The following is a 17,769-nucleotide window of genomic DNA, read 5'->3' as shown; positions in this document are numbered from 1 at the left end:
CCGCGGCTGGGACGTCCATACAGGCGCGGACGGGCATCCAGACTTCCTGCCACCCCCATGGGTCGACCCCGAACGGACCCCCAGACGCAACACCCGACCCCGACACCACCACCAACCACCACCCGACGGCTAGCGGGAATAGCCCTCGGGACATGCGCCCGGGACAGGCGATTGGGCAGGTGACCGGGAACAGGTGACTGGCGGCAGGTGACCGGGAACAGGTGACTGGCGGCAGGTGACCGGGATAGGCGACCGGAGCACGTACCGGGAGCACTCCTGCCCGGGGCCTGATCACGCGCCACGCAAAGGTGCTGCCGGATGCTGCGAACCACCGTGAAAGGGCCGCGGAGGGAGCGCCCATTGTTGTCGAAATTGCGACATGTCGTAACAACGGCACGTCTGGCTAGTGACGTGGGCACTGTAGACAAGTGAACCTTGGGTTGCGCTCAATCAAACGGCGCGGCTCCCGTTCGGCTCACGGAAGGCTCAACAGCATGCATGCGATGTCACGACTACGCCGCGGCGCGATCGGCTGCGCCGTGGCTGTGCTTGCCGCCACCACAGGTGTCACCGCCGGCGCCGCTGGTGACACGGACGTTCCGGCGACAGCCGTTGCGCCGGCGAGCGCGGCGCTCACAGTGGGAGAGCCGACGGCGGCGGAACACATCGGGCGCGGACTTCCTGGCGAAACCTACAGCGTGACCCTACTCACCGGAGACGTCGTCCACGTCGAGCAAGCCGCGGAAGGCAAGCAAGCGGTCACCATCGAACCCGTTGCGGGCCGTGCTGTCGTGGACTTCCTCCACCTCGAACTCGACGGTGAACTGTTCGTGCTGCCGTACGACGTGCTGCGCCACGTGGGCGCCGGTCTGCTGGACCAGCAGCTGTTCAACGTCGACCAGTTGATCGAACAGGGATTTCACGACGCTGAGACGGACTCCCTACCGGTCATTCTCCAGTATGGACCGGACTCGGATGTCGCCCTGCTCGATGAGCCCGGTGCGCTCCACAGCGCACAGCATGAGCTGACCCTGGAAAGCGTCAACGCCCGCGCTGTGGCGGTGGACAAGCAGAACGCGGCGATGTTCTGGGAGTCCGTGGACGTCGGTGATGACGGCGACGCGGTCACGACGCTGAGCCAGGACATCGAGCGTATTTGGCTGGACGCCAGGGTGGAGGCGGTCCTGGATCACAGCGTGGGCCAGATCGGTGCACCAAGCGCGTGGGATCTGGGGCTAGACGGAGCCGGCGTCACGGTCGCCGTGCTGGACACCGGCGTGGACGAGAAGCATCCGGACCTTGCGGGCAAAGTCAGCGACGCGCGCAATTTCACCGGCAGCGACTCGACGGACGACATGATCGGCCACGGCACGCACGTCGCGGCGACCATCGCCGGTACCGGGGCCGCCTCGGACGGGCTGCGCAGGGGAGTGGCGCCGGGTGCTGACCTGCTCTCGGGCAAGGTACTCGGGGACGACGGCGTCGGTCAGAGCTCGTGGGTCATCGAGGGCATGGAGTGGGCCGCGGCGGCCGGCGCAGATGTGATCAACATGAGTCTCGGCGGCGGGCCCACTGACGGCACCGATCCAATGAGCCTCGCGGTGAATCAGCTCACGGAGGAGAGCGGAGCCCTGTTCGTCATCGCCGCGGGCAACGACGGGCCCAGCAGCACCACGGTCGGTGCGCCGGGGAGCGCCGACGCGGCCCTGACGGTGGGCGCGGTGGACCGTGACGACCTGCTGGCCCGGTTCTCCAGCCGCGGTCCGCGCCTGGGTGACCTGGCCGGCAAGCCGGACATCACCGCGCCAGGCGTCGGCATCGTCGCCGCCCGCGCCTCGGAGACGGCGATGGGTGTCCCGGTCGACGAGCACTACACCGCGGCCAACGGCACGTCGATGGCTACCCCGCACGTGGCCGGAGCGGCGGCCATCCTCGCGCAACGGCACACCGAGTGGGCCGCGGGCGAGCTCAAGGATGCGCTGATCAGCACCGCGGTGATCGCTGACGATTACTCGACAGATGAGCAGGGCGGCGGCCGGGTCGACATCGCACGTGCCGTGGAGAACGGCATCTACGCCAGCGGCGCGGTGAGCCTCGGCGATTTCGCCGACGAGGACGACGTACCTACGTCGACCGAGGTGACCTACGTCAACACCACGGACGAGCCGATCGAGCTCGACCTCGACGTGGAGCTCCGGACGGCCAGCGGTGACGTCCCGTCCGACGCGGCTGTCCGGCTGGGTCACGACACAGTGCGGGTAGAGGCGCAGTCGAGTGCCGTGGTGCCGGTGGTGGTCGATCCCGCGCAGCTCGACCGCGGGCGCTACACCGGCCGTCTTACGGCCACCTCGTCAGCCGGGACCGTCAGCAGCACACTGTGGCTGCTCAAGTCGCCCCCGATTCACGAGGTGACCTTCTCGGCCGTCGGCCCGGACGGCGAGCCGAGTACCGCGCTGCCGCTGGCCGTGTACGGGGACGACCCTCGGTTCGACCTGGTGACGGATCTGTGGCGGCCTGGCCAGTCCATCACTCGTGAACTCGGGGAAGGTGACTACTACGTCTTCGCCAAGATCGACAACGAGGATCGCGTGAACGGTGAGACCGCCCACGTCGTCGTCATTCCGGAGCTTGAGGTCACCGGGGACAATGAGGTGATCCTCGACGCCCGCGAAGCCGTGGAGGTGAAGATTGAGACCCCGCGGCCGGCGAGGCAGGACGGAATCTTCAGCTACTACGCCTACCGGCATGCCGGCGTGCGCGGCGTCGCCACCGGCGCGATGGAACACGCCAATGTCGAGCGGCTGTACGTGTCGCCTACCGAGCAGGTGTCTGGGGGCGAATTCGAGTTCAACTCCCGTTGGCAGCTGCGTCAGCCCATGCTGGACGGCGACGTCGTAGGCCGGCCGAAGTTCGATCTCGAGCTGAACTATCTGAACGGATCGGACGCGTTCGACGGTACCGAGACCTTGCCGTTCATCTACGTGGGAGAGGGCGAGCCCGAGAACTACGAGGGGCTCGACGTCCAGGATGCACTCGTGCTCGCCGCTCCGCTCGGTGACCCCGATTTCGACGGTCTGACTGCTGTCGCGGCCGAGGCCGGTGCGAGGATGATCGTGTTCGTGCCACCGAGCGGCTACAGCTGGTTCAGCACGTGGGACCCGGACGCGCGGTGGTTGCCGACTATGGCCGCCTACGTCCGGCCGGACCGGGGGGCGCAGCTCATCGACTTGCTCAAGCGGCAAGCCGCGAAGGTGCGCTTGACCGGGGTGATCGACAGCCCATACCTGTACGACGTGATGCAGGTGTCCAGTGGCCGGGTGCCGGAGAAGGTGGTGCACGTCGTCGACCAGCGCAACAGCGCGACCCTGACGAACCGTTACCACGACACCGGAGGCGGCGAATGGGTCAAGGAGCAGCGCTTCGGCTGGCGCGAGTGGATGGGCTCCGCGATCAATCAGACACAGCGCCAGATGCGTACTCCGGCGCAGCGTGAGGAGATCGTCAGCGCGGACGGCACGCTGTGGCAGCACCGGGTACGGCACGACTCGCCGTGGCTGACCGGGGACGCGGTCGGCGGAGGTATGACGCACGTTCCACGGACCTACGGGGCCGGCGAGCGGATCGACGCGGATTGGCACGGCGCGATCATCCGGCCCGCCATCCCGCGAGACGTGAAGGGACTGACGAGCTACCGCGATGACGACGTCATGACGATTCGCATCCCCGAGTACGCCAGCAGCGCGTCCGACCACTACGGTTTCGCGGAGGGCGCGGAGGAGCCCTGGGGGGACACTGTGGTGGCACGGCTCTACGGAAACGACGAGCTGATCGCCGAGGACATCGCAGCCTGGGGCGAGTACCCGGTGTTGCCGGAGCCTGCGAGCTACCGACTGGACATGACCGTCGAGCGTGACGAGCCTGAGTGGGAGTTTTCCCCGCGTACGACAACGTCGTGGACGTTCGACTCCGCTCGCCCCGATAGTGACGCCGAGCTGTTGCCGCTGCTGCAGGTGGACTACGACATCGACACCGACCTTCGAAACCGGGCGCCGGCAGGCCGCGTCGTCCAGCTCGGCCTGACCGCCCGGCACCAGACGGGGGCAGCTGCCGAAGCCGTGCGCGAGTTGCGTGTCCAGGTGTCCTTCGACGACGGAGCGACCTGGGAGGACGCCCGGGTGATCGACCGCGGGAAGGGACGGTTCCAGGCTCAGGTGCGCCACCCACCCCTGCGTGCCACCAACGGCTACGTGTCCTTGCGGGTGGAGGCGTCGGACGCCGTCGGCAACAGCATCGCTCAGATCATCGAGCGGGCTTACGGCCTCGGGTCCGGATGATGCTGTCGTCGTGACGAGGTTCGCCCGCCTCGGCCGGGGTCAGACCCAGCCGTGGCGGGCGGCTTGCCACGCCAGTTGCATGCGTGTCTCGGCGCCGACCCGGTCCATCAGTTCCTTGACTCGCCGTTGCACGGTCCGCTGGCTGATGCTCAAGGCGGTGGCGATCGCCTTGTCGCTCACCCCGGCGACGAGCAGTGACAGGAGGTAGAGGTCGTCGTCGCCCACCGCGTTCGTGGTTCGTTCGGGAGCTGAGCGTTGAAGCGCCGTGCCCTGCGAGCCCTCGAACACATGCAGCGGAGACGCGTTCGCCCAGTAGCTTTCGAACAGGGCGATCAGTGCCGCGAGCAGGTTGCTGTCGCGCACCAGCGCGGCGGTGGGCTCGCCGGGGCCGTCACCACCGCGCACCAGGGGACACAGCGCCACCTTGCGGTCAGCGATGACCATCCGCACCGGCAGGTGTGGCGTCGCACGTGCCTGTTCGCCCTTCCGGATGCCACCGGCGACGTTGCCGATCATTCCCGGTTCCTCGAGCAGGGCCTGCTCGTAGATCACCTGGTACCGCACGCCACGAGCGAGCATCTCGAACTCTTCGCTGTTCTCCTCCGAGGGCATGGCGACGTGCCCGGACCGGCAGAACCACAAGGCTTCCTCGCGGGTGCCCAGCTGGAGATTCCTCAGCTGTTGCCGGATCGCCGGCGCCCCCGTGACGACCTCGACGAGTTGGGTGGCGTCCCGGCGGCGGACGCTGCTGCGGTACTCGTCGGTCAGGTGCGCGACGGCGGTACGCGCTCGCTCGAGGGCTTCTTGCCCGCTCAGCAGCAGCTGTCCGAGCCCGATGTCGGGAGCGGTGACGGTGAACCGGCTTTTCTCACCGTGGCGATGCTGGCTGACGAGGCCTTTGGCGTACAGCGAATCCAGCACGTCCTGCGCCTCTTCGGCTGTGACGTCGAGCGTGCCCGCGAGCGTGGCGGCGTCGGACTCGATGACGCCGACCAGCAGGCGATACATGCGTTCCTCGAGCGTATCGAGGCCGACCGCGTCGAACACCATTCCACCTTTCAGTCAGCCGTAGGAGACCTATGGTTGCAGGCACGGCTACCGGTGGAAGGCAGGTGGCCTCCAACTGGCGGCATCGGTCCAACCTTCGGCCATGCTCTCGTATCGGATGAGGTCTCCGTCGTACCCCGAGGTCAGAGGAGCGTCGCGTGGCTTCCAAGGTGATTGGGTGCTCGCCGGATTCTCAGCCGTTACCGGCTCCGGTCAGGGCGTCGGCGATGATCTCGGCGGTGTCGGCGATCAGCTGATCGTCGTGCTCTGCGCCTTCCTCGTCGCGGCTGGACAGCACCGCGATGACGATGGGATCGCGCCCGGGCGGCCATGCGACGGCGATATCGTTGCGGGTTCCGTACCCGCCGTTGCCGGTCTTGTCGCCCACCACCCAGTCGTCGGGTAGGCCGGCGCGGATCAGGTCGTCTCCGGTCGTGTTCTCCACCAGCCATGCGGTGAGCAGCGCCTGCTTGTCCCCGGAAAGGGCGTCGTCCAGAACGAACGTCCGCAGGCTGGTGCCGATCGATCGTGCGGTGCTGGTGTCTCGGGTATCACCCGGAACGGCGGAGCTCATCTCGATCTCGTACCGGTCGACGCTGATGACGTCGTCGCCGTTCTCCTGGAGAGCCCTTCCCAGACCGCTGGGCCCGCCGACCTCGTCGAGAAGGAGGTTCGTGGCAGTGTTGTCGCTGTAACGGACCGCTGCTTCGCAGAGCTCGCCGATAGACAGCCCGGTTTCGACGTGCTGCTCGGTAATGGGGGCGTGGAAAACGAGATCGTCGCTGGTGTACGTGATGACACGGTCCAGGTCCTCAATGGAGTTCTCCTGCAGGACGACGCCGCACAGAAGTGCCTTGAATGTGGATGCGTGGCCGAATCGGTCGTCGGCGCGGTAGGCGATCTCTTGATTCGCGCCGGTGTCCACCGCGTACACCCCGAGCCGGGCGTCGTAGGTATTCTCCAGCTCCGCGAACTCCTCATCTGCGGAGATGATGCCGGGAGTGCCGGACGGCGTTTCGTCGGACGGCGATGCCGCGGTCGTCGGGGCGCTCGTCGTCGGTGCCGTGGTGGCTTCGGAACCGGCGGACGTGGCGTCACGGTTCGAAGAGCAGCCGGTGAGCGAAACGACGGCGACGACGCCCAGTGCAGCAAGGACGGTGCGTCGAGTGAGACGCGGGGGGACGTTCATGGCGAATAGTCTGCCAGCCCGGACTGCTTAGCCGGCCCGTCTGATCAGGCTCTGCAGAACGTGGAGGACGACGCCGGCGTCGGGTGGATTCTCGCCGATACAGGCGCGGAGGAACAGGCCGTCGATGGCGGCGGTGGCACCGGCTCGTTCAACGGGGTCGTCGATGTACCTGGCCATCAACGCGTCGAGGGCGTCCATCCATCGGGCGATCTGCGGGCGCATCTCCGGCCGTCGAGCAGCCTTCAGGAACAGTTCGTATTCGGCGACGATGTGAGCGCGGGTGGTGGTCGTGCTGCCGGCGATCAACGACGCGAGTCCCTCCAGAGCGCTGGCGTCGTCCATGCTGCAGAGCTTGTCGAGTTCCTCCAGGTAGCTGTCGTTGCAGGCGGTCAGTGCCGCCACGAGCATCTCCTCAACGGAGGGGAAGTAGTACATCACCGCACTGGGCGGCAGCCCGGCCTCGCGCGCCACCGCGCGCTGGGTGACCGCTGCGACTCCGCTGTCCTCGATGACGCGCATCGTGGCTTCGCGGAGCAGCCGCCTGCGCTTCTCGCCCTTGCGGCGCCGGCCGTCCTGGATGGAGGGGTCCGGCACGAGATCACCGTGAGCGGTGCCGGCGGCACGCGCCATCACTGGTTACCTCCGAGCTCGAGTGCGAGGACACCGGCGATGATCAATGCGATTCCGCCCACCTGGACCCACGTCATGTTCTCACCCAGGAATATCGTGCCGATGACGGCGATCAGCGCGATGCCGGCTGCTGCCCACACTCCGTACGCGACGCCGAGATGCATGCCGCGGGTGAGCGCCAGCGAGAGCAGGTAGAACGCGCTGGCGTAGCCCACCACCACAACAATCGACGGAACGAGCCGGCTGAAGCCCTCCGAGAGCTTCAACGCCGTGGTTGCGGTCACCTCGAAGGCGATCGCGGCGGCGAGGAAGAGCCATGGCATGGGAACCCCCAAGGTAAAAACCTGAGCAATTGCTCCAGATTCTAGCTCGAATCTCGGTCGCGGCGAATGGCTCGGCTCGGTGCCGTTCGAGCTGCGCGGGGCATTCGGCTTGCCGAGGTCTCACGGTTGCCTTCATGACCATGGTGTGTGACCATGGTCATATGACGCCAGCGGGTAAGACCACGCATATGCCGGCGGGCCAGTTCAAGGCCGTCTGCCTCAAGGTGCTCGACGGGGTGGCTGAGTCGCGCGTCCCGGTCACCATCACCAAGCGCGGAGTGCCGGTGGCCAGGTTGGTGCCGGTCGACCCGCCGGCGCCGCTCTTCGGCGCACTGGCCGGGACGGTCGCCCACTGCGAGGACCTCCTCGCTCCCATCGGCGACGAGTGGGACGCTCTGCGGTGACGCCGCAGGACGGCGGTCCCGTGGTGCTGGACACGCACGTGCTGGTCTGGATGCTCGCTGGAGATTCCCGGCTGCCCGCGGACGTGCGGCAGAAGATCGAGAACGCCTCCTATGCAGCGGGTGCGAACGTCAGCTCGATCTCGCTGTGGGAGATCGCCATGCTGGTGGCGAAAGACCGGCTCCAGCTCACCAGCGACGTCGGCGCGTGGGTTGAACGCGTGGTGGCTCAGCCCGGCCTCACCGTGGTCCCGCTGGCGCCGGAGATCGCCGTTGCCAGCACCCGGTTGCCGGGGGACATTCACCGTGACCCGGCTGACCGGATCATCGTGGCCACGGCGCGCACGCTCGGTGCGACCCTCGTGACGGCGGACACCGCCCTGATCGACTATGGCGCGGCGGGTCATGTCGCCACCCTCGCGGCCGCGTGAGCTCGTGGAACCCGATCAGCCTGGGCGTCGCCCCGCCACCGCGAACATCCCCACAGACATGAAGACGCGGCCGGTCCGGCCGGCATGGACCAGCTGCTCGAGGAAGCGTGATCCCGTCGCCGCGTCGAGGGCCCGTGCCTCGACCATCTGGTGAACGATCGGCGGGATCGGGAAGACACCGGAGGGTGTCGCTTCCGTGTCGGGTGACCACTGCGTCCAGACGTGGGTTTCAGCGGTGGCCTCGAGGCCGGTGATTCCCGCGTCACGGCAGAGGTTGAGAAGCTTGCTGCCGGCCGAGGCCGGTGTTCCCCGCAACCTCGGGATGGCTTCACGGAATGCGGCGACCGCGTCGTCGTCGGGGATGTCGATGGTGAGGGTCAGCCAGTCGGTGTCGGTGATGCACAACCGCCCGCCCGGACGCAGGACGCGCACCATCTCGTTCACCGCGCGGCCAGGCTCCTCCAGCCACTGCAGCGTGCGCTCCGAGCGGCAGATGTCGAACGCCGCGTCCGGCTCGCCGAGATCGGCGGCATCGCCGGTGTGGAAATCCACGCTCACCCCGGCGTCGGCCACCCGGCTCCTGGCAACCTCCAGCATGCTGGTGCTGGCGTCGATGCCGACCACCCGGCCACCGGGTGCCACGTTCGCGGCCAGTGTCGCCGCCACGTCGCCGAGCCCGCATCCGACGTCCAGGACCTCGTCGCCGGGACGAGGAGCGAGCCGCGCACGTTCCCACGCCCGGAGCCTGCGGACGGAAGGCCAGGCGGCCGTGGCGTCCATTCCCGCCAGCACCGTGGCGACATCAGGCTGCTGGTCAACCTTGGAATAGCCGAGACGCGCGTCCAGGGCCGCCGTGTCTGCGTCGGCCATGACGGCCCTACCGCCAGTCCTCGAAGCTGGCATCGCGGAAGAACTCCTCCGCGGTGAGATCATGGAACGCGGCGTCCCCGAGAGCCCGGTAGAGCGGATCGACCTGACTGGACTGGGCGCGAAGAGCCCGCACCTTTCGATCGAGCAGTGCTGTATCCGGCCGGAACCAGATGGCCAGCTGCTCGGGCTCGACAGCGGGCGGCGTCATCCCCTCGACCATCATGATCGCGTCGAGGGCGATGTGTGCGCCGAAGCGCTCGTTCCAATCCTGTGTCTTCGTCGCATACAGCAGGCGTGGCGGCGTCCGATGCGGCGTGCCGTCCGACGTGGAGGTCGCTGCGGTTCGGCGGACTGCGAGGGTCGCCCAGCGGCTTACCGCCATGTGGTCGTCGTGGCCGGTCATGCCGTCGGGGCCGAAGGTGAGAACCGTATCCGGCCGGATCTCGTCGATCAGGGCGGCGAGCTTGGCCACGGGCACCGCGGGGTCGATGAGATGGCACCCTCCGTCGGAGTACCCGAGCCAATGGTGCTCCGCGACCCCGAGAATCTCCATCGAGGCCGCGCATTCCGTCACGCGCAGCATCCTGCGCTCGTCGGCCGTGCGGCCGTCGTCGTCGGGAAAGCCGGCCTCGCCCTTGGTGGCGGTGACACACACCACCCGGCGTCCGTCGTCGACAGATGCCGCCATGAGCGCGCCGGAGAGGTAGGCCTCGTCGTCGGGATGGGCCCAGATACCCAGGACAGTGCCGAGTTCGTGCGCGTCGAGTCTCATCCGATGTCCACCTTGTGCATGCTCGGAGCATGAAGTTTGGCCGGCCCAGGCTGACACCGGGCCGTGCTGAGTAGTGTCGGCGGCGCCAGCCAAGGTGCGGTCAAGGGTGGGTAAACATCCACAGAACCGTCCCGTTCACGGGAATCCAGAAGCTCCGGCCACCGAGCCCTTGTTGCCCGGATGCCGAGAAATATTCCGGCGAATGCTTGACATTGCGGAAAGAATTCCAGGATGGTCTAGACCTCAGCTGCGTCCTTCCCTACGTGCAAGGAGCCCAGATGCGCGGTCGGTCCAGGAACGTCATCGTCACTTTAGCCGCAGGCGGCCTGCTGGCCGCGTTCAACGTCGTGCCGTCGGCGCTGCCGGCGGAGAACCTCACCCCGGCCGATCCGGCCGTGGCGGATCTCGTCGCCGATCTCGACGGCATCCTGGCCGATCCGCGTCTCGACGGGGCCCAGGCCTCGGTCGTCGTCGCCGACGCCGAGACCGGCGACGTGCTCTACGACCACAACGGCGAGAACCGGCTGATGCCGGCGTCGAACACGAAGCTGCTGACCTCGGCGGCGGCGATGGATGTCCTCGGTCCGGAGCACACCTTCGGCACCACGGTGGAGACTGATGCCCGGCACAGCGGCCGGATCCTCGCCGGAAACCTCTATCTGCGAGGTACGGGCGACCCCACGATGCTGGCCGAAGACTACGAAAACCTCGCCGGCCAGATCGCCGACGCCGGCATCCAGCGTGTCCACGGAGCGGTGGTCGCCGACGACACCTGGTTCGACGACGTGCGCCTCGGGCTCGGCTGGAACTGGGACGACGAGCCGTTCTACTACTCTGCCCAGATCTCGGCGCTCACCGTCGGACCGGACACGGACTACGACGCGGGCACCGTGATCGTCCGGGTCGAGCCGGGCCGGCGCGCGGGCGATGCCCCGGTGGTCACGATGGTGCCGGACAACGACTACGTCGGCATCGTCAACGACGCCGTCACCACAGACGCCGGTTCCGGACGCTCCATCTCGATCGACCGGGACCACGGCAGCGACTCCATCAGGATCAGCGGCACCATCGCCACCGACGCGGCGCCCACCAGCGTCTGGCGGGCTATCTGGGAACCCACCGGACTTGCCGCCGACGTCTTCCTCCGGGCGCTGGAGGAGCGCGGCGTCAAGGTCCGGGATGGAATCGGCTACGGCAGCACGCCAGCCGGCGCCCGCGTCCTCGCCGCCCACGAGTCGATGCCGCTGAGCGAGCTGCTCATCCCGTTCATGAAGCTGAGCAACAACGGTCACGCCGAGGTCCTGGTCAAGGCGATGGGCCGCGAGGTCTCGGGAGCCGGTACCTGGGCGGCCGGCCTGGCGGCGATGCGGACGTCGCTGCAGAAGTGGGACGTGGACACGGACACCATCGCGGTGGTGGACGGCTCCGGGCTGTCCCGCCGGAACTGGGTTCCGGGCAACGAGTTCGTCGACATGTTGCGGGCCATCCAGGACGAGCCGTGGTTCGACGCATGGTACGAGTCGATGCCGGTGGCCGGGGTCAGCGAGCGGATGGTCGGCGGGACGTTGCGGAGCCGGATGGTGGGCACCGCGGCGCAGGACAACGTTCGCGCCAAGACCGGATCTCTGACCGGTGCGTCGGCCCTGTCCGGCTACGTGACAACTGCCGACGACGACGAGCTGGTCTTCGCGATCGTGCTCAACTACTACCTCAGTGGTAAGCCGTCCGACCTCGAGGACGCGATCGCCGTGCGCCTGGCCGAGCACACCGCCGACGGCGAGGTGCCGGTCGGAACGCTCTCCGATTCCCGTGAGAACGGGTCGTCGTCCGAACAGCTGGGCGAGCATGCTCCGGTGAGCGCGAACGAGCTGGAGTGTTCCTGGACCAAGTCCTGCTGACCTCCTACCCGTCCCCATGATCATCGACGATCCGCCACCTTGGCGTGGGGGTGATCGTCGATGATCATGGGGGCGTTGGCGAGCCCTTGCGCCGCGATGTCAGTCCGGTGGCGGACAATGGTCGCGTGAGTCTCTATCGTGACGAGGCGGTCGTGCTGCGTACCCAGAAGCTGGGCGAGGCCGACCGCATCGTCACGTTGCTCACCCGCGGCCACGGCCGCATCCGTGCCGTGGCCAAGGGTGTCCGGCGCACCACCAGCCGGTTCGGCGCGCGGCTGGAGCCGTTCATGCACATCGACGTCCAGCTCGCCACCGGCCGCTCGCTGGACATCGTCACTCAGGTCGAGACAGTGGCGCCCTTCGGGACCAAGATCTGCGCCGACTACGCCCGGTACACTTCCGCCACGGCCATCCTGGAGACGGCTGAGCGGCTCAGCGCCGAGGAGCGAGAACCGGCGTTGCAGCACTACCTTCTCCTGGTGGGCGCGTTGCGGGCGCTGGCAGGAGGAGCCCACGACCCCGGCCTCGTGCTGGACGCGTTCCTCTTGCGTGGGCTCGCCATCGCCGGGTTCGCACCGAGCTTCACCGACTGCGCGCGGTGCAGCACCCAGGGGCCGCACCGGCTGTTCTCGGTGCATTCCGGTGGCATGGTGTGCGGGGCGTGCCGCCCGGCCGGCACGGTCGCCCCCTCGGCGGACACACTCGCCCTCCTGAGCGCGCTGCTGACCGGAGACTGGGCGGTGGCGGATCAGAGCGAGGAACAGGCCCGGCGCGAGGCCAGCGGCATCACCGCGGCGTTCCTCCAGTGGCACCTGGAGCGCGGCTTGCGTTCGCTCCCGCTCGTCGAGCGGGTCTACCGGGAGCGCCAGGTGATCGGCGACGACGAGCCGGTGGCGCACCTGTGAGGTGGAGGATGATCGACGAAAAGCCGGTGGCGTGCCTGTGAAACGAGAGTTCGCGGCGCCACCGCCGCACCCGTCCGGTGCCCAGCCGCCACCCGTTCCAGCCGACCTGGTCCCGCGGCACGTGGCGCTGGTCATGGACGGCAACGGTCGGTGGGCCAATCAGCGCGGTCTCCCGCGCACCAAGGGGCACGAGGCTGGTGAGGCGGCGTTGCTCGACGTCATCCACGGCGCTATCGAGATCGGTGTGCCCTGCCTGTCCGCGTACGCGTTCTCCACGGAGAACTGGCGCCGCTCACCGGACGAGGTCAAGTTCCTGATGGGCTTCAACCGAGACGTCATCCATCGCCGGCGCGACGAGCTGGACGCCCTGGGTGTGCGCATCCGGTGGGCCGGGCGGCGCCCCCGGCTGTGGAAGAGCGTGATCAGCGAGCTCGCCGAGGCCGAGCGCCGCACCCGGGACAACGACGTCATCACGCTGCAGTTCTGCGTCAACTACGGCGGGCGGGCCGAGCTCGGCGATGCCGCCGCCGCCCTCGCGGCCGATGTCGCGGCGGGCCGGGTGAATCCGAAGCGGGTCAACGAGAACACGCTGGCCCGTTATCTCTACAACCCCGATCTACCCGAGGTGGACCTGTTCGTGCGCTCGTCCGGGGAGCAGCGCACATCGAATTTCATGCTGTGGCAGGCGGCCTACGCGGAGATGGTCTTCCTGGACACCCTGTGGCCGGACTTCGACCGGCGTGACCTGTGGCGGGCCATCGAGATCTACGCCAGCCGGGACCGCCGCTACGGCGGTGCCGACCCGGCCGCCCCCGCCGTGTGAGCGCCGGCGGCAGGAGCATCCGCGGCCGCCGCTTACAGGAGGTGCCCGGCCCGGACACGTGCCGGGGCTTACGTGATGGTGCATGATCGTCGCGTGAGCCGTGATGCGACCTGGTTACTGAGACTGGACACCGACGGAGACGGTCCGCGGCTGGCGGTGAAGGACTGCATCGACGTCGCGGGCACACCCACGACCGTCGCGTGCCCCGCGATCATGGACGATGCGGAACCGGCCCGGGCCGACGCGCCGGCGGTGGCCACGGCGCGGAGCCAGGGTGCGCGGATCGTCGGCAAGACCAACCTGGTGGAGCTGTGCCGGCACATCGACGGCGTCAACCCGTGGACCGGGACGCCACTCAATCCCCTCGACCCCGAACGGCTGCCCGGGGGTTCGTCCAGCGGCTCAGCCGTGGCGGTCGCCGTCCACGAGGCCGATGTCGCCTACGGCACGGACACCGGAGGATCGGTCCGCGTTCCCGCGGCCTGCTGTGGCATCACCGGGCTGAAAACCACCGCCGGGCGGATTCCGATGCACGGCGTCTTCGAGTTCTCCCGCACCCTGGACACGGTAGGGCCGCTGGCACGCGACGTCGCCGGCCTGGCCCTGGGTATGAGCCTGATGGAGCCCGGGTTCCGGGCCGCCCCGGCCGAGGCGGCGTCGGCGACCGTGTCGCGCCTGCGGTTTCCCGATGTCGATCCTGGGATCGACGACGCCATCGACGAGGCGTTGGCAGCGGCGGGCATGACGGCCGTCGACGTCACGCTGCCCGAATGGGAGGACTGGATCGACGCCGCTGACGAGATCATGACGGCTGAGGGGTACTGGGCACACCGCCATCTCCTGGGCCGCGCGGACCGGCTCGAGGAGCGCGACGTGCGCAGCATCCGTGCGGGGGAGTCGATCACCGCCGCCCGGGTCACGGAATGCCGCCGGACCGGCCGCGCCGTCCGTGCCCGCCTCGGCGCGCTGCTGCACCAGCACGGCCTGCTGGCGCTGCCCACGTTGCGTGTGGCTCCTCCGCGCATCGGGGAGCGAGCACGGATGACATACCTGACCGTCCCGCTCAACCTGGCCGGGCTGCCGGCGGTGTCGTTGCCGGTTCCGCGGCCCGGTGGCGGCTTCCCGGCGTCGCTGCAGCTTGTCGGCGGATGGCTGGACGAGGAGAGGCTGCTCGCGGCGGCTTCTGTCATCGAGACGGCCGTGGGGACCGTCGACCGTGCCGACAGGCAGGGCTAGTGCCCTTCCGACTGGCAGGGCATTAGCATCCCTGCCAGCAGGCGCCGGACGGTGAGGATCGAAGGAGCAGACACATGGTGGTGGCCGGCAGGGAGATCGCCGTCCTCGACGCGCCTTCCAACCTGGGGTTGCGTCCTCCCGGGCCCGGACTGGTGCCGGGCTGCTACAAGGCGCCGGGTGTGCTCCGTGACAGCGGCCTGCTCACCGCCCTCGCCGCGGAAGACGCCGGCGTTGTGACGCCCGGCAGGTACCTGCCCGAGTGGACACCCGGCTCCGTCCGCAACGAGGCCGGCATCGCCGAACACTCGCGGCTGCTGGCGGACCGCATTTGCCGTCTGGTGGACCGCGCACGCTTCCCGCTGGTTCTGGGTGGCGAGTGCAGCATCCTTGTCGGCGCCGGGTTGGCATTGCAGCGCACGGGCCGCTTCGGTTTGGTATCCCTCGACGGGCTCGACTACCGGCATCCCGGCAACATGCCCGACGCCGGCGTGGCCGTCGGGGGCGAGAGCCTGGCCCTCGTGACCGGTCTCGGGGGCATGCTGGCCGAGCTGGACGGTGCGCGGCCGTATCTGCGGCCGGAGGACGTCGTGGCGGTAGGCCTGCGCGGCGACGACGAGTGTGCGGAGGAGGCTGCCGCAGCCGGGCTGCATCTGATCGACGCGCCGGCGGTCGCCGGGGATTCGCAAGCAGCCTCGGCCGAAGCGCTGGACATCGTCGAGGCCTCCGTACTGGACGGGTTCTGGATCCACCTCGACGCCGACGTACTCGACCCTGGCGTGATGCCCGCCGTGGACAGCCCGGAGCCTGGCGGCCTGAGCTTCGAGCAGCTGGTCGGCGTGCTGGCGCGGCTGCTGGCCTCGCCCCGGGCGGTGGGTCTGGACGTGACCATCTACGACCCCGATCTCGACCCCGGTTTCCGGTACGGCACGGCGCTCACCCAGGCCCTGGTCGACGCGTTCAGACTCGCGGCCGCACGACGACTCGGCTGAACGTCGACCCAACGGTGGAGGGTTCTTTCATCGGTGGAGGACTGTGTGGGCCAGGACCGATAAGGCCTTCCACCCTTGAAAGAACCCTCCACCGTTGAGCGGGGGCACACAAGGCAGCGAGCGCGCTAGTGCTCGTCGTAGTGCTTGCCGTGTGCGGCATGGAGGTGGCCGTCGTGGAGATAGTCCGTGTGATCGTCGTGCGTGACGGCCGGGTGACCACATTGCTCGTCGTGCTCGTGCGGGTGCTCCTCCGTGGGCACGTGGGCTCCGGTGACCCGCGGGTCCTCGCCGCCCGCCCGGCCTCGTACACGTCGCCGCACGATCGTGCCCAGCGGCCAGGCCAGGATGAAGCCAGCCAGGGCGATCACCACGATGCTGGCTCCGGGAGCCACATCGACGTAGTAGGAGAACACGACGCCGGAGAGGGAGGGAACGACGCCGAGGCACAGCGCCAGCGTGAAGGTGGTGCGAAAGCCCTTCGTGAGCTGCATCGCGGTCGCGACCGGCACCACCATCAGCGCACTCACCAGCAGCAAGCCGACGGTGCGCATGGCCACCGCGACGGTCACCGCCGCCATGACGGCGATCATGATGCTGTACAGCCGAACCGGAATCCCGCACGCCCGGGCGAATTCCTCGTCCTGGCAGACGGCGAACAATTGCGGCGCCAGCCCGATGGACGCGGCGATGACGACGACCGCGAGTCCGCCGATCACCCACAGGTCGCCGGTGGAGACGGTGGTGATCGAACCGAAGAGGTAGGTGTTCAAGGTCGCGGCCGAGCTGCCGGCGAGGCCGGTGATCAGCACACCGCCGGCGATGCCGCCGTAGAAGAGCATGGCGAGTGCGACGTCGGCCGACGCCTTCCCGTACGAGCGCACCACCTCGATGGTCACCGCTCCGGCGATCGCGACGACGACGGCCGTCCACACCGGCGCCCACCCGGTCAGCAGGCCCACGGCGACGCCGGTCAGGGCCACGTGACCGATGCCGTCGCCCATCAACGCCAGGCGCCGATGCACCAGGTACGTGCCGATGGCGGGAGCGGCCAGGCCGGTCAGCAGGGCCGCCAGGAGCGCCCGTTGCATGAAGTCGTAGTTCAGGAGTTCCAACCGAACGGCCCCGCTTCCTCGTCGTCGCCGTGCGGATGGTCATGGGGCTCGCCGGCGGCCGGCACTCGCCCGGGGCCATGGGTGTACGCACCGGCGTGCACGGTAGCCGTCGTGGGGTGTCCGTGTGCGGACGCGGGCACCGGCCCGTCGTGGACAATCCGCCCACCATCGAGCACGACGCCGCGGTTGACCAGCGGTGCCAGCGGGCCCATCTCGTGTAGGACCAGGAGGACGGTGCGCCCGGACGCGACGAACGTGCGCAGCGAGCGGGCGAAGGCCTCCTGGCTGCGCCGGTCCACACCGGCGTTGGGTTCGTCAAGCACCAGGATGTCGGGATCACCGGCCGCGGCGCGGGCGATGAGCACGCGCTGTTGCTGCCCGCCGGAGAGCGTGTGGATGCCGTCGCCGGCCCGATCGGTGAGGCCCACGAGTTCGATGGCGCGCTCGACGGCGGCCCGGTCGGCGCGCGACGCCGGCAGGAACGGTCGCCGCTGAGCCAGCCGGCCCGAGCTCACGACCTCACGCACGGTGGCCGGGACGCCGCCGGCGGCCGTGGTGCGTTGCGGGACGTAGCCCACCCGCCGCCAGTCGTGGAACGAGCGCAATGTCTCCCCGAACAGGGAGATCTCCCCGGAGGCGACGGGAATTAGGCCGACGATAGCCCGCACCAGCGTCGATTTACCCGAACCATTGGCGCCGAGCAGGGTCACGACCTCGCCCGCCCCCACATGGAAGTCGACGTCGTGCACGACGGGGCGCTCGCCGAGTTCGACGGTGACGCCCCGTACGTCCACCACGCGCTCGCTCAT

At 68.7% G+C, this 17,769-nt stretch carries 16 protein-coding genes; 8 read left to right on the top strand and 8 right to left on the bottom strand.

Annotated elements, in window-relative coordinates; all coding sequences use genetic code 11:
* The first annotated feature begins 503 nt into the window (after positions 1 to 503).
* On the top strand, positions 504 to 4,334 hold the full coding sequence (locus G1H11_RS24295) for a S8 family serine peptidase (RefSeq protein WP_216844105.1): 3,831 nt from the start codon (positions 504 to 506) through the stop codon (positions 4,332 to 4,334).
* Between the two features lie 39 nt (positions 4,335 to 4,373).
* Here the strand turns inward: G1H11_RS24295 and G1H11_RS27320 are convergent, their stop codons facing one another.
* The 4 genes from G1H11_RS27320 to G1H11_RS24275 all read right to left on the bottom strand — a co-directional run bounded on the left by G1H11_RS27320 (position 4,374) and on the right by G1H11_RS24275 (position 7,523).
* On the bottom strand, positions 4,374 to 5,384 hold the full coding sequence (locus tag G1H11_RS27320) for a LuxR C-terminal-related transcriptional regulator (protein WP_174257948.1): 1,011 nt from the start codon (positions 5,382 to 5,384) through the stop codon (positions 4,374 to 4,376).
* A 190-nt stretch (positions 5,385 to 5,574) separates the two neighbouring features.
* Positions 5,575 to 6,570: a class A beta-lactamase gene (gene bla, locus G1H11_RS24285; protein ID WP_163821215.1), complete on the bottom strand. Its 996-nt coding sequence runs from the start codon at positions 6,568 to 6,570 to the stop codon at positions 5,575 to 5,577.
* 27 nt (positions 6,571 to 6,597) lie between these two features.
* Positions 6,598 to 7,200 carry a TetR/AcrR family transcriptional regulator gene (locus G1H11_RS24280; RefSeq protein WP_163821214.1) on the bottom strand — a complete coding sequence of 201 codons (603 nt, stop codon included), beginning with the start codon at positions 7,198 to 7,200 and terminating at the stop codon, positions 6,598 to 6,600.
* Positions 7,200 to 7,523: a DMT family transporter gene (locus tag G1H11_RS24275; protein ID WP_163821213.1), complete on the bottom strand. Its 324-nt coding sequence runs from the start codon at positions 7,521 to 7,523 to the stop codon at positions 7,200 to 7,202. Before G1H11_RS24275 ends, G1H11_RS24280 begins: the two co-directional genes overlap by 1 nt.
* A 161-nt stretch (positions 7,524 to 7,684) precedes the next feature.
* On the opposite strand from G1H11_RS24275, the gene G1H11_RS24270 reads away from it, so the two are divergent.
* Both G1H11_RS24270 and G1H11_RS24265 read left to right on the top strand, forming a co-directional pair.
* Positions 7,685 to 7,927 carry a type II toxin-antitoxin system Phd/YefM family antitoxin gene (locus tag G1H11_RS24270; RefSeq protein ID WP_163821212.1) on the top strand — a complete coding sequence of 81 codons (243 nt, stop codon included), beginning with the start codon at positions 7,685 to 7,687 and terminating at the stop codon, positions 7,925 to 7,927.
* Positions 7,924 to 8,355, top strand: a complete 432-nt coding sequence (locus G1H11_RS24265; RefSeq protein ID WP_216844104.1) for a type II toxin-antitoxin system VapC family toxin — start codon at positions 7,924 to 7,926, stop codon at positions 8,353 to 8,355. The genes G1H11_RS24270 and G1H11_RS24265 overlap by 4 nt, the downstream gene beginning before the upstream one ends.
* Positions 8,356 to 8,370: 15 nt before the next feature.
* Here G1H11_RS24265 and G1H11_RS26705 read toward each other — a convergent pair whose 3' ends face one another.
* On the bottom strand, positions 8,371 to 9,225 hold the full coding sequence (locus G1H11_RS26705) for a methyltransferase domain-containing protein (protein WP_281352534.1): 855 nt from the start codon (positions 9,223 to 9,225) through the stop codon (positions 8,371 to 8,373).
* Positions 9,226 to 9,232: 7 nt separating this feature from the next.
* The gene (locus G1H11_RS24255) at positions 9,233 to 9,997 is read right to left on the bottom strand and encodes a PIG-L deacetylase family protein (protein WP_163821210.1); all 765 of its coding nucleotides are present in this window, start codon (positions 9,995 to 9,997) and stop codon (positions 9,233 to 9,235) included.
* 278 nt (positions 9,998 to 10,275) lie between these two features.
* Between G1H11_RS24255 and dacB the strand changes: the two genes are divergently transcribed.
* The 5 genes from dacB to G1H11_RS24230 all read left to right on the top strand — a co-directional run bounded on the left by dacB (position 10,276) and on the right by G1H11_RS24230 (position 15,848).
* On the top strand, positions 10,276 to 11,895 hold the full coding sequence (dacB, locus tag G1H11_RS24250) for a D-alanyl-D-alanine carboxypeptidase/D-alanyl-D-alanine endopeptidase (RefSeq protein ID WP_216844103.1): 1,620 nt from the start codon (positions 10,276 to 10,278) through the stop codon (positions 11,893 to 11,895).
* Between the two features lie 125 nt (positions 11,896 to 12,020).
* Positions 12,021 to 12,800, top strand: coding sequence for a DNA repair protein RecO (gene recO, locus G1H11_RS24245; RefSeq protein ID WP_163821209.1), 780 nt, complete (start codon positions 12,021 to 12,023; stop codon positions 12,798 to 12,800).
* A gap of 31 nt (positions 12,801 to 12,831) precedes the next feature.
* Positions 12,832 to 13,623, top strand: a complete 792-nt coding sequence (locus G1H11_RS24240; protein WP_163821208.1) for an isoprenyl transferase — start codon at positions 12,832 to 12,834, stop codon at positions 13,621 to 13,623.
* Positions 13,624 to 13,716: 93 nt separating this feature from the next.
* Positions 13,717 to 14,859, top strand: coding sequence for an amidase family protein (locus G1H11_RS24235; RefSeq protein ID WP_163821207.1), 1,143 nt, complete (start codon positions 13,717 to 13,719; stop codon positions 14,857 to 14,859).
* 74 nt (positions 14,860 to 14,933) lie between these two features.
* Positions 14,934 to 15,848, top strand: coding sequence for an arginase family protein (locus G1H11_RS24230; protein ID WP_163821206.1), 915 nt, complete (start codon positions 14,934 to 14,936; stop codon positions 15,846 to 15,848).
* Positions 15,849 to 15,973: 125 nt separating this feature from the next.
* Here the strand turns inward: G1H11_RS24230 and G1H11_RS24225 are convergent, their stop codons facing one another.
* Entirely contained in the window at positions 15,974 to 16,960 is a 987-nt protein-coding gene (locus G1H11_RS24225) for a metal ABC transporter permease (RefSeq protein ID WP_216844102.1), read from the bottom strand.
* On the bottom strand, positions 16,948 to 17,769 hold the full coding sequence (locus tag G1H11_RS24220; protein WP_163821205.1) for a metal ABC transporter ATP-binding protein: 822 nt from the start codon (positions 17,767 to 17,769) through the stop codon (positions 16,948 to 16,950). Before G1H11_RS24220 ends, G1H11_RS24225 begins: the two co-directional genes overlap by 13 nt.

This window comes from Phytoactinopolyspora alkaliphila (assembly GCF_010550695.1).
GTDB classification, from domain to species: domain Bacteria; phylum Actinomycetota; class Actinomycetes; order Jiangellales; family Jiangellaceae; genus Phytoactinopolyspora; species Phytoactinopolyspora alkaliphila.
This window is presented reverse-complemented; position numbering and strand designations above follow the sequence as displayed.